Below are 11,253 nucleotides of genomic sequence, written 5' to 3' on the forward strand. Positions count from 1 at the left end.
CATTCAAACAAACCTTGATTTATGTTAGATTCTTTATATATAAAAAACTTTCGTGCGTTCAAAACATTAGAGATTGATAAACTCAGTAATGTTAACCTAATTATAGGTAATAATAACTCTGGGAAAACTTGTCTCTTAGAAGCATTGCGTGTATATGCTACCAATGCGTCCCCCTTATTGCTTTACAACCTTATTTCCGAACGCGGACAAGACTGGGAAATTCGTTTTAAGTTAAATGAAAACTTGGTTTTTCAAGATATCAACCATCCATTTCGTTATCTATTCTACGGTTATAAATTACCCAGAATAAATACTGAGTCCATAGAAATAGGTTCTCTCCATAACTTGGAGAATCGAATTAAATTATATCTTTCTCTTTATCAAACTATAGAAACTGATACAGAGAGTCGCTTTGTCAAATTGGATAGTCCTTCTGAGACAGATATATCTTTAGTAGATACTGAATATGTATTGGAATTAGAAACATATCGTACAACACAACGTTTAGTCAGGTTGAGTAAAGATATACAAAATATTCGCCGATACTCTCGTTCTATTTCTATGAGTTTGTCAAATCATAAATCTCTCCATAATATTCAGTTTGTCCCAACTGACTGTATTTCTGATGATATACTGGCAGGACTTTGGAATAATGTTAGTATTAAACCGACTATGAAGCAAGAAGTAATCAATGCACTTAAATTAATCGATAGTGATATTCAAGATATTAGCGTACTTCTTCCTAAAGAACTAAATAGAAATAGCATTCCCAGAGAAAAGGAAGAAATTACACCTATTTTAATTTATAATGATGACTTCCGAATACCTTTGAAAAGTTTGGGTGACGGGATTACCCATTTGTTTCATATTGTTTTGGCATTAGTTAATGCACAAAATGGTTTATTACTGATTGATGAATTTGAAAATGGACTGCATTATTCTGTACAATCTAAATTATGGGATCTAATCTTTCAATTATCTGAAAAGTTAAATGTTCAAGTAGTGGCGACTACCCATAGCAAAGATTGTATTAATGCTTTTGAAGAGATTTGGAAAAAATACCCCGATCGCGCAACTTTTTATCGTCTTGATAACTACATCTCTGAAACTGAGGTTATGCCTTACGATCGTGATTCATTGGGAGATATCTTAGCTATAGATGGAGAAGTGCGATAATGGATTTCAAACATGATTTAAAGTCAGAAAACAAGATTCTATTGCTTGAAGGTAGTGATGATTGTCATGTAGTTATGCACTTATGTGTTGCCCATAAAGTGCCAAAAGAATTTTGTATATATAATTGTGAGGGGCATGAAGAAGCATTATCAAAATTAGACGAATTGTTGAGATATTCTCGAAATGAAAGACCTAATGTTATTGGAATTGTTTTAGATACAGATAAACCTGAAGACAATCCTAGTGTTACCTCCAGAATGGACGCTGTTATAGATCGATTGCAAAAAGTTTGTCCAGATTATGAAAAACATGAAGATCCAGATCGACAAGGAACTATTATTCCCAATGTAAAAGGATTCCCAAAAATTGGAATTTGGTTAATGCCAAATAACCAAGATATCGGAATGTTGGAAGATTTTTTGCTAAATTTAGCAAAAGCAAAAGCTAAGACAAAAACCTGTGACTACGAGGGAAGTTTAAACTATGCAGAAGAATGTGTAGATACTGCAAAATCTCGCAATTTTACTTCTTTTAAAGAAGCATATCGTGCTAAAGCAATTATTCACACTTATTTGGCATGGCATAAAAATCCCGGAACTCCTTTTGGAACAGCTATTAAAGCTGGAACTTTAGCGACAAATAATGAACCTGCTCGCCAGTTTACCAATTGGTTGACAAGATTATTTGGAGAATGATGTCTTGCGATCGCGCAAACTTCAAGATTAAGATTTGGCGTTCATCCGACGTGCTAGGGAATTTAGCGCTAAACTAAATTAAGTGCTTGCTGCCAATGTTGGCTTTTTGGGTCATATCTCCCGCCCGTCAAACTCAATTCCTATGTACTATCGCAAGCGCGATCGCATTTTCTCCTCGAAATGACCAGAAGGACTGGTAAAGATGTCACAATAGTTAAAGTGCAAGCAAAATAGATATTCCTAAGAAATCCCATGACTTTTAAACCGAAATACCTAACTGGCGCTGAAATCCGGCAACAATTTTTAGATTTTTATGCCCAACGGCAACATAAAATTTTACCGAGTGCTTCTCTTGTCCCTGAAGATCCCACGGTACTATTAACGATTGCGGGGATGTTACCCTTTAAACCCATTTTCCTCGGACAAAGAAAAGCTCCTCATTTGCGGGCGACAACCTCACAAAAGTGTATTCGTACCAATGATATTGAAAACGTAGGACGGACCGCCAGACACCATACTTTCTTTGAGATGCTGGGTAATTTTAGTTTTGGGGATTATTTTAAAGAAGAAGCGATAAAATGGGCTTGGGAACTCTCTACAGAAGTCTTTGGACTGCCTTGCGATCGCCTCGTTCCCAGTGTATTTCAAGAAGATGATGAGGCCTTTGCTATTTGGCGAGATAAAATCGGTGTTTCCGAACAACGCATTCAGCGTATGGGACATAAAGATAATTTTTGGACTTCGGGACCAACGGGACCTTGCGGACCCTGTTCGGAAATCTACTATGATTTTCATCCCGAAAAAGGAGACGAGAATATCGATCTGGAAGATGACACGCGGTTTATCGAGTTTTATAACCTCGTTTTCATGCAATACAATCGGGATGCTGAAGGAAATTTGACTTCGTTAGAAAAGCAGAATATCGACACGGGATTAGGTTTAGAACGCATGGCACAAATTTTGCAAAGCGTTCCTAATAATTACGAAACCGATCTCATTTTTCCCATTATTAAAACGGCGGCAGAAATTGCGGGAATTGATTACAATGAAGCCGATGAAAAAACAAAAGTTTCCCTGAAAGTTATTGGCGATCATGTTCGTTCTGTGGTTCAGATGATTGCAGATGGGATAACAACATCAAATATTGGTCGCGGTTATGTTTTGCGCCGTCTCATTCGTAGAGTTGTTCGTCACGGTCGTTTGTTGGGAGTAGAAGGAGAATTTACTGCTAAAATTGCCGAGACTGCGATTCAACTTTCTGAGGCTGCTTATCCTAACGTGAGAGAACGGGAACAGGTAATTAAGGAAGAATTGAAAAATGAAGAAATTCGTTTTGGTAAGACTTTAGAAAGGGGAGAAAAATTACTGCACGAACTGATGGATAAAGTTAAAAAGTTTAAAAAGAAAACCCTTGATGGACGTAATGCTTTTAAACTTTATGATACCTACGGTTTTCCTTTGGAATTAACCCAAGAAATTGCTGCGGAACAGGGTTTTACAATCGACCTCAAAGGGTTTGATGATGCGATGAAAGAACAAACAGAAGCCTCTCAAGCTGCCCATGAAACTATCGATCTTATGGTACAGGAAAGTTTAGATAAGTTGGCAGATAAAATTCATCCGACGGAGTTTTTAGGCTATACAGAACCGCAAGCACAAGCGATAATTGAGGCAGTATTAGTAGATGGAAAAACTGTGGGTGTTGCTAATGCGGGAACGGAAGTACAAGTGGTGTTAGATCGCACGCCATTTTATGCTGAATCTGGGGGACAAATTGGCGATCGCGGTTATTTGTCTGGAGATAATTTGGTCGTTCGCATTGAAGATGTGCAGAAAGAATCGGGGATGTTTATTCATTACGGTCGCGTGGAACGAGGATATCTGCGATCGGGGGAAAAAATCTCTGCAACCATCGATCGCGCTTGTCGTCGTCGCACCCAAGCTAATCATACCGCAACTCATTTGTTACAAGCTGCATTGAAAAAGTATGTTGATGAGTCCATCTCTCAAGCAGGGTCTTTGGTGGACTTCGATCGCCTACGATTTGACTTTCATTTATCTCGTCCCGTTACTACTGAAGAGTTGCAAAAAATAGAGGAACAAATTAATAGTTGGATCGCAGAAGCACACGAAACTGAAGTGGAATTAATGTCCTTAGATGAAGCAAAATTGAAGGGTGCAACGGCGATGTTTGGGGAGAAATATGGTGAGGTGGTGCGCGTTATTGATGTTCCAGGGGTTTCGATGGAACTCTGCGGCGGTACTCATGTGCGAAATACGGCGGAAATCGGACTGTTTAAGATTATGTCTGAGTCGGGAATTTCTGCTGGAGTACGTCGTATTGAAGCGGTTGCGGGTCCTGCGGTGTTGGAGTATTTGAATGTTCGGGATAAGATCGTGCGAGAGTTAAGCGATCGCTTTAAATCTCAGCCGGAAGAAATCTGCGATCGCGTGATGAAATTGCAGGAAGATTTAAAGACAAATCAGAAGGAATTAGCAGCCGCTAAAACTGAATTGGCGATCGCCAAATCTGAGCAATTATTATCCCAAGCGGAGTCGGTTGGGGAGTTTAAATTATTGGTTGCCAATATGGGAGAAATTGACCCCAAGGCTTTACAAACGGCGGCGGAACGATTACAACAAAAGTTAGGGGAAAGTGCTGTAATTTTAGGTGCGATTCCGGGAGAAGGTAAGGTGAGTTTAGTAGCCGCTTTCAGTCCGAAAATTAACAAGGAAAAGAAACTACAAGCGGGTAAATTTATTGGCGGAATTGCCAAGATTTGCGGCGGTGGTGGTGGTGGCCGTCCTAATTTAGCACAAGCAGGAGGTCGCGATCCGAGTAAGTTAGCGGAGGCGTTAGAGACAGCAAAAACACAATTACTAGAACAGTTACAGTAATTAAGGTAAATAAAGGGGGGTTTTTATCCCCCATCCTTACAACGTTAAGATACCAACCGAATCGTAAAACGATGCAAACACAACTTTTAGAGCAATTATCTTCTACTGATGCAGAAGCGATTTTAGAGCGTTTTCCCGATCGCATTCGAGAAGCTCTGATTGCTCGTGCTGCTGAAATTGAGTACCCTGTAGAAGCAGTTATCGAAATGGCGATCGCAAGTTTTCTTGATACAGAAGCATTGAGTTTTGTCGATTAATATATTTTGTCCCGACCAACCTCTTAACTCCGATAAAAAATACATAGCTTCAGTGAAACAAGGCCATGTTGTTAAAAGTGTATCTGTAAATTTTCTATAAGTTTTAACGCATTGAGTATGCGCTTCTCCTTGTCCTTTATCAATTAAAGCAATTAAGGGTCCTGTATCGGTTAAAATCATAGTCTAAGATTGCGATCGCCTTAGCCCTTGTTTAGCTAATTTAGCAGTAATTTGTTCGCCAAACTCTGTTTTCGGGAACTGATGATAAGGTTTAGCTTGACTATTGATCGCACCAATTAAATCCTCTATTCCTTCAGGTAAAGGCTGTTTCTCTAATGGTTTTACAGGAAGCTGAACCGCGATCCAATTAGCAGGAGTTAAGCCCTGTTCTCGAGCAACTGCTAGGAGCATTTCATAAACTTCTTCAGTTAACGCGATTGTATACGGTGGCATGAGTTTAAATGAAAAATCGTGCTGCTCCTCAATTTTAACAGTTCTGCGCTCCCCGCGATCGCATCCAAAAAATAGTACAATAACCCTAAGTCAGTCATTACGAGGAGCGATCTGTGGTTATTGGCCAAACTCATCCCCCCAATATTCTCCCAGATGCAACGGTAACTCACATTACGCCAGATGAATACCGCGCAAAAGAAGAAATCGCCGAAGAACGTCACGAATATTGTAATGGAGAGATAATTGCTATGCTAGGAGGTTCTCTCCTTCATAGTCGTATTGCTGTAGATATTACAACTTTTTTGAATGTGACGCTTCGAGATACGACTTTTGAAACTTATAATGGCGATCTGCGAATCTGGATTCCTCGGTTTAATTGTGGTACTTATGGCGATGTTTTTGTTATTGAAGGAGAGCCAGAATTTAATGGCGATCGCCAAGATGAAATTCTCAATCCTAGATTAATTGTTGAAGTGCTTTCTCCTTCAACAGAGGCTTATGACCGAGGGGAAAAGTTTAGAAAATATCGATCGCTTACCAGTTTTTGCGAATATCTTCTCGTCAGCCAAAATGAACCCTATGTAGAGCAATATTATAATAGCGATCGCGAAAATGAAAATCGCTGGCAATGGCAGGTTTGCGATCGCCTTGAAGATGCGATCATCCTACAAAGTTTAAATAATATAGAACTCCCGATGAGAGAAATCTATCGTCGCATTGAATTTTAATATTATGCAAATTTATCGGTGAAATTGCCAAGATTTGCCGTGGTGGAAAGGGAGGTCGTCCCCATTTAGCACAAGCAGGAGGTCGCGATGGGAGTAAGTTAACGGAGGTACTAGAAACCGCAAAAAAAACAATTGCGGGAATAGTTACAATAGTTATAGTAGAGGGGCAATGCCCTTCCTACTCTGATAAGTTAAAATATTCCTGTTGGTAAGAAGGAGATCGCTTTGGTAGAGTTAAATAAATTCTTCCCAAATCTTAGAAATTCTCTCGGCGATCGCAAAATGAGCAATTTTTGCTGCGATCGAGGAAAATTTCCTGACGACATTCACAAAGAGATTTACAATGTCGGTGTAAGGGTATGCAGAAGATTTTTCCGAAGGCGATCGTCTGCCAGTTGATATCGGGACATTGCTTGCAATATCCTCGACATCATAGCCAATATCAGTCCCTATTGCATCATCATCCAAGTTGCATCATGACCTCAAATTCATTTTCCTCCCCCACCCAAGATGCCAGTAGCAACGGACTCCCCCTGACTCCCGAAATGCTGGAAGGCTCTCACAACTACAAAAAAATGTTGGGACTGGTTTTGGAATGGACCGGAAAAGAGCCTTTTCTCACGCAAATACTCTTCAAAATGGTGTTGGGGGGAGACGAAGCACCAATTTTTGGGGAAGAAGAAGAGTGGGTTAACACAAAAGTTAGAGCCAAGATCCTCAAGAATTGGGATCAGAATCCTCACCTTAAGCCCTTATGGAATATTCGCGATCGCATTCTTAAAAGTAAAGATAAAAAAAATAGCATCAAACTCCTCAAATTCTATCGCGAAATTGTTAAAAATGAATCGGTTTTTGCCGATAATAGTGCAGAACAAAAAGAACTGCGTTTATTAGGTTTAATTGTTCAACAAAGAGGACGATTAAAAGTTCATAATAAAATTTATGAGGAAGTTTTTGATTTAGACTGGATTGATAAAGCAATTTCTAAATTAGAAGCCAATCTCGAACCCGATGACGATGAATTTCTCCACGCATTTAGCGAACTCGAACGTAAATTACTTCAGAAACAAGGGGAAATTCTAACTAAAATTGAAAGCGGGGATGCTGACGAACAAACCGTCGGTCAACCACTTTATGAAACCTTACGAGACTTAACAGGAAAAGTCGGGGAATTAGTGGGAGCAGATCGCACCAGTATTTTCCTCCTCAATGATGAGAAAACCGAACTTTGGTCCCTGGTTGCCGAAGATGAAAGCGGACAGTTTCTCGATATTCATGTCCGCGTCGGCCAAGGGATTGCCGGATTAGTGGCGAAAAATAAACAGGTCATTCACATCGCCGATAATGTTTACGAAGATCCGCGATCGCGCTTAGTTAAGGAATCTGATAAAAAGTTTAATTATCAAACTAAAAATATTCTTGCTTTCCCAATTTTAAACGACGATCTGGACATTGTTGCCGTCGTTCAACTCCTCAATAAAATTGTTAAAAAACAAGGCGATCCTTACGGATTTACCCATCAAGATTTAGAACGCCTAGCAAAATGCGTTATTCCCATTCGCGGTATTTTAGAAACTTGTCAATCCTGTTATGAAGGCATTAAAAAGGCTCAAGCAACGGCAGCTTTAGCCAAAGCAACGCGATCGCTCAATCAGGTTAATCTCGATACAGAAATGATTTTAGAGCGGGTTATGGGAGCCGCTAAAGAGCTACTGAATGCCGATCGCGCCACCTTATGGTTAGTGGATGGAAAGCGAGGAGATCTCTGGACAAGAATACCTGGAAAAGGAGAAATTCGCTGTCCCATTGGGGTTGGTTTTGCAGGTCAAGTGGCATATAGTCGCACAACAATGGCTATTCCCTTCGATCTTTACGAAGATCCTAACGCAGAGAATGCCAAGAAAACCGATGCCCAGACACTCTATCGTACCTGTAGTTTGCTTTGTATGCCCGTTCTCGCCCCTGATGGTGAATTGGTAGGAGTTTCCCAATTAGTCAATAAAAGAAAGTCGGGAATGGAGGGAGAATACGATCCCAATAGTTACCCCGCAGTCCCAGATTTTTTCAAGGCAAGTTTCGATAAAAACGATCTCCAATCAATGGAAGTTTTTAACGAACGAGTGGGGGCAATTCTTCAATTTGCCAACACTCATGAAAGATTAAAAGAATCCAGTCATATCGAACCTAAAGAAGCTGTGCAAGAAACGCTTTCTTTATTTAGGAATCTTTTTGATGAACAGGAAGAGAGTCGCTATAATACTCTTTATTCTCTGCTTAATTCCTTAACTATTTTTATGGGAAAATTTGTCAGTGCAGAATATAGTCATATCTTCTTCGTTGATGCTAACAAAAAAGAAGTTTGGTCTCTCGCATTCGATCCTAAAAATGCCTGCGCCAAAGAATTTTCCCTGCCCGCCGATCGTGGAATTGCGGCAAAATTATTAACCGATCGCGAAGCGAAGAAAAGTAATAAAGTGAGTCAAATTAAGGATCGTTTTGTGCGAGTGGGTTTGAGAAAAGATCGGGCAGAACAATTGAAAAATATTCTTTTATTTCCAGTGATTGATTCGGAAGGAAACTATGTAGCAATTCTTCGTCTCCTCAACAAGCGCCAATCTGAGACAGGATTTACAACCGAAGATGTTGCGAAATTAAAACAAAAATCTCCCGCTATGCTGCCTATTTTACAAGCATTTCAATCTTTTCGAGATCAATAAAATAATAGATATAAATGAATGCTTTGCCCTGAAGTTATGGTAATCATCCGGATGTAATATAAGAATTTAATTGAGAGGACCACTTAAAATGATTTTAGCGAGAGCTTCGACAACATCATCGGGATTTTCTTGTTTAAGTTGGTCGTACCATTCTTGAGCGCGATCGCCTTCTTGGCTATAAATTGTATCTGTGCGCTTGCGGGCTTTTAAGACTAAATTAGCCGTGCGATCTTTCCTTGCACTTTCGTAGCGTTTGAGGGCATCTTCGACGCTTAAAGTGGTCGTGAGGAGGTAACGAGAGAGAATCTCTGCATCTTCCATTGCTTGACAGCCTCCTTGTCCTAATGTGGGGGTTGTGGCGTGGGCAGAATCTCCCAGTAAAACAATTTTACCCCGAACAAGGCGATCGAGGGGATCGATATCGTGAATCTCTAAACGGTTGGTTTGCAAGGGATCGAGTTTTTGAATCAGTTTTTGTACCGGAGTCGCCCAACCTTGAAACAATTTTGCTAATTCTTCCCGGCGCTTTTCCGGCTCAACTGTGCTACCCTTTGCCATCGGACAACCAAAAAAGAAGTAAAAGCGATCGCCACCAACAGGCATCATCGAAGCGCGTTTTCCTTCTCCCACATAAATAACCCAATTATTATTCGAGGTAAAATCAGGATCGGCTTTAACCAAGCCATTCCAGTTCACATAATTCGCATAACGTAAAGATATTTCTTTTCCTGTCACATAACGCCGCACTACAGAATGAATGCCATCCGCCCCGATGACAATATCTCCTGTAATTCTGCGATCGCCCTCAAAAATAGCTGTAGCATGGCGATCGCCTTCCTCCACCGCAATACAACGAGAATTCAACTGAACATCCTCTCGTCCAAAAGCCTCTAAAAGCAGTTCTTGCAAGTCAGTACGGGCGACAGGATAGGGGCGTTGTCCCACCTGTTCCACCAAAGGCATTAAATCAATCTCATTGAGTAATTCATCAGTATGACTGCGATATTCCATGCGATCCATTTGTCCGCCGATCTGGGCAATTTTTTCCCCCAAACCCAAGCGGTTAAGAACTTTGACTCCATTTGACCAGAGGGAAATTCCCGCCCCTGCTGGTCGCAATTCCTTCGCTTTATCATGAATTTCAACTTCATATCCCGCTTGACGCAAAGCAATTCCTGTTGTCAAGCCGCCAATTCCTGCACCAATAATAATAACTTTGAGATTATACATTACTAACTTTTAAAAGATAGATAAAAGACAAAAAGAATGGGGAATAAAATATAATTCCCCGTTTTTCAATCTGTATGCCAATAGGAAATAGCGAAGGAATAAACAGTAAAAGTTGCTAAATAACTCTTCACTCTTCACTCTTCACTCTCAAAGTCCCATTACTTTGCGAGTTTGGGGACCAACAATGCCATCGACATTTAACTTATTCTTAGTTTGGAAGGCTTTAACTGCGGCTTCGGTTTTCGTCCCGAAAACGCCGTCAATAGAAACGCCTACCTTTTGCTGAACTTGGCGTACTGCTAACCCAGTAGAACCCCGTTTTACCGAAACTCCACCCACTCCAACGCTACTCATCCCTTTGGTATAGGGGCCGTAAACCCAACGACTACTGGAGAGTTGCACCCAGTCCCCACGACTGCTGATAATGGGCTTGAGAGTTGCGCCATTACTAACGCACATATCGGATTTATAATTTGTACCAGGTCCAACCCGTGCCTGAAGACAATCGCCTTTTGGGGTACTAACTTGACGAACTGTTCCGCCTACACTGAGACTGCTAGGGGTTAGTGCAGTATAAGGCTTGTAGATCCAACGTCCTGTAGACAATTTGTACCAATTCCCTTTTTGTCCGACAATGGGAGCGAGAACTGCTTTATTAGATACACATTTATAAGCGGTGTAGCTCAGTCCAGGACCAGTACGGGCATTGAGACAGCCGCCATTCGGTGTGCTGACGTAGCGAGTTCCAGACATAGTTTGGGCAAAACTAGGGGCTGCAGTCATCAAACTGGCGGAAATAATGCCGACAGAGAGTAAGCCCAGCCATTTCGCATTGGGAATTCTTGACCAGTTAAAGAATTCAACCCCATCGAAGTTGTATTCAATTCCCTCTATTTCTTCTTGAAGCGCGCAAGCCAGAGTATAGGTTAAAGCGTCCACCGATCGCCTCCTCAATAATAATGAACAATTGACACTCCCCCGTTAAATCAAAGATTATAACGGGGGATTCTTGCTTCACTGGGTTTGCCTAGTTTCAAGTCATCTCTGTCTTGAAACCCCGTCCAGATTCCCCTCCACAAGCATCTGTTTAACGTCCACT

10 protein-coding genes are annotated in these 11,253 nt (G+C 40.8%); 6 read left to right on the forward strand and 4 right to left on the reverse strand.

The window, feature by feature from the left end; genetic code table 11:
• The first annotated feature begins 21 nt into the window (after positions 1-21).
• The 4 genes from JUI58_RS06650 (at position 22) to JUI58_RS06665 (ending at position 5,026) form a co-directional block, all read left to right on the forward strand.
• Positions 22-1,176, forward strand: coding sequence for an ATP-binding protein (locus tag JUI58_RS06650; protein ID WP_204102977.1), 1,155 nt, complete (start codon positions 22-24; stop codon positions 1,174-1,176).
• Positions 1,176-1,871, forward strand: a complete 696-nt coding sequence (locus JUI58_RS06655; RefSeq protein ID WP_204102978.1) for a DUF3226 domain-containing protein — start codon at positions 1,176-1,178, stop codon at positions 1,869-1,871. The genes JUI58_RS06650 and JUI58_RS06655 overlap by 1 nt, the downstream gene beginning before the upstream one ends.
• A gap of 252 nt (positions 1,872-2,123) precedes the next feature.
• Positions 2,124-4,769 (forward strand): alanine--tRNA ligase, encoded by a 2,646-nt coding sequence (gene alaS / locus JUI58_RS06660; RefSeq protein WP_204102979.1) that lies wholly within the window; start codon positions 2,124-2,126, stop codon positions 4,767-4,769.
• A 71-nt stretch (positions 4,770-4,840) separates the two neighbouring features.
• Positions 4,841-5,026, forward strand: coding sequence for a hypothetical protein (locus tag JUI58_RS06665; protein ID WP_204102980.1), 186 nt, complete (start codon positions 4,841-4,843; stop codon positions 5,024-5,026).
• A gap of 183 nt (positions 5,027-5,209) precedes the next feature.
• Here the strand turns inward: JUI58_RS06665 and JUI58_RS06670 are convergent, their stop codons facing one another.
• On the reverse strand, positions 5,210-5,479 hold the full coding sequence (locus JUI58_RS06670; protein ID WP_204102981.1) for a hypothetical protein: 270 nt from the start codon (positions 5,477-5,479) through the stop codon (positions 5,210-5,212).
• A 113-nt stretch (positions 5,480-5,592) separates the two neighbouring features.
• Here JUI58_RS06670 and JUI58_RS06675 point away from each other — a divergent pair, with 113 nt between their 5' ends.
• Complete coding sequence (locus tag JUI58_RS06675; protein ID WP_204102982.1) at positions 5,593-6,207, forward strand: Uma2 family endonuclease; 615 nt, start codon at positions 5,593-5,595, stop codon at positions 6,205-6,207.
• A 234-nt stretch (positions 6,208-6,441) separates the two neighbouring features.
• Here JUI58_RS06675 and JUI58_RS06680 read toward each other — a convergent pair whose 3' ends face one another.
• Entirely contained in the window at positions 6,442-6,675 is a 234-nt protein-coding gene (locus tag JUI58_RS06680) for a hypothetical protein (protein ID WP_204102983.1), read from the reverse strand.
• Between the two features lie 8 nt (positions 6,676-6,683).
• On the opposite strand from JUI58_RS06680, the gene JUI58_RS06685 reads away from it, so the two are divergent.
• On the forward strand, positions 6,684-8,924 hold the full coding sequence (locus JUI58_RS06685) for a GAF domain-containing protein (RefSeq protein ID WP_204102984.1): 2,241 nt from the start codon (positions 6,684-6,686) through the stop codon (positions 8,922-8,924).
• 66 nt (positions 8,925-8,990) lie between these two features.
• Here the strand turns inward: JUI58_RS06685 and hpxO are convergent, their stop codons facing one another.
• Together hpxO and JUI58_RS27335 are read right to left on the reverse strand one after the other, a co-directional pair.
• The gene (gene hpxO / locus JUI58_RS06690) at positions 8,991-10,154 is read right to left on the reverse strand and encodes an FAD-dependent urate hydroxylase HpxO (protein WP_204102985.1); all 1,164 of its coding nucleotides are present in this window, start codon (positions 10,152-10,154) and stop codon (positions 8,991-8,993) included.
• A 147-nt stretch (positions 10,155-10,301) separates the two neighbouring features.
• Positions 10,302-11,093 carry a peptidoglycan-binding domain-containing protein gene (locus JUI58_RS27335; protein WP_348539850.1) on the reverse strand — a complete coding sequence of 264 codons (792 nt, stop codon included), beginning with the start codon at positions 11,091-11,093 and terminating at the stop codon, positions 10,302-10,304.
• Positions 11,094-11,253: the final 160 nt, after the last annotated feature.

Source organism: Spirulina sp. CCY15215 (assembly GCF_016888125.1).
Taxonomy (GTDB): domain Bacteria; phylum Cyanobacteriota; class Cyanobacteriia; order Cyanobacteriales; family Spirulinaceae; genus CCY15215.

What these genes read in the sequence shown, in the direction of transcription:
- JUI58_RS06650 (WP_204102977.1), top strand. Translation starts at nt 22, where the DNA reads ATGTTAGATTCTTTATATATAAAAAACTTTCGTGCGTTCAAAACATTA.
- JUI58_RS06655 (WP_204102978.1), top strand. Translation starts at nt 1,176, where the DNA reads ATGGATTTCAAACATGATTTAAAGTCAGAAAACAAGATTCTATTGCTT.
- alaS (WP_204102979.1), top strand. Translation starts at nt 2,124, where the DNA reads ATGACTTTTAAACCGAAATACCTAACTGGCGCTGAAATCCGGCAACAA.
- JUI58_RS06665 (WP_204102980.1), top strand. Translation starts at nt 4,841, where the DNA reads ATGCAAACACAACTTTTAGAGCAATTATCTTCTACTGATGCAGAAGCG.
- JUI58_RS06670 (WP_204102981.1), bottom strand. Translation starts at nt 5,479, where the DNA reads ATGCCACCGTATACAATCGCGTTAACTGAAGAAGTTTATGAAATGCTC.
- JUI58_RS06685 (WP_204102984.1), top strand. Translation starts at nt 6,684, where the DNA reads ATGACCTCAAATTCATTTTCCTCCCCCACCCAAGATGCCAGTAGCAAC.
- hpxO (WP_204102985.1), bottom strand. Translation starts at nt 10,154, where the DNA reads ATGTATAATCTCAAAGTTATTATTATTGGTGCAGGAATTGGCGGCTTG.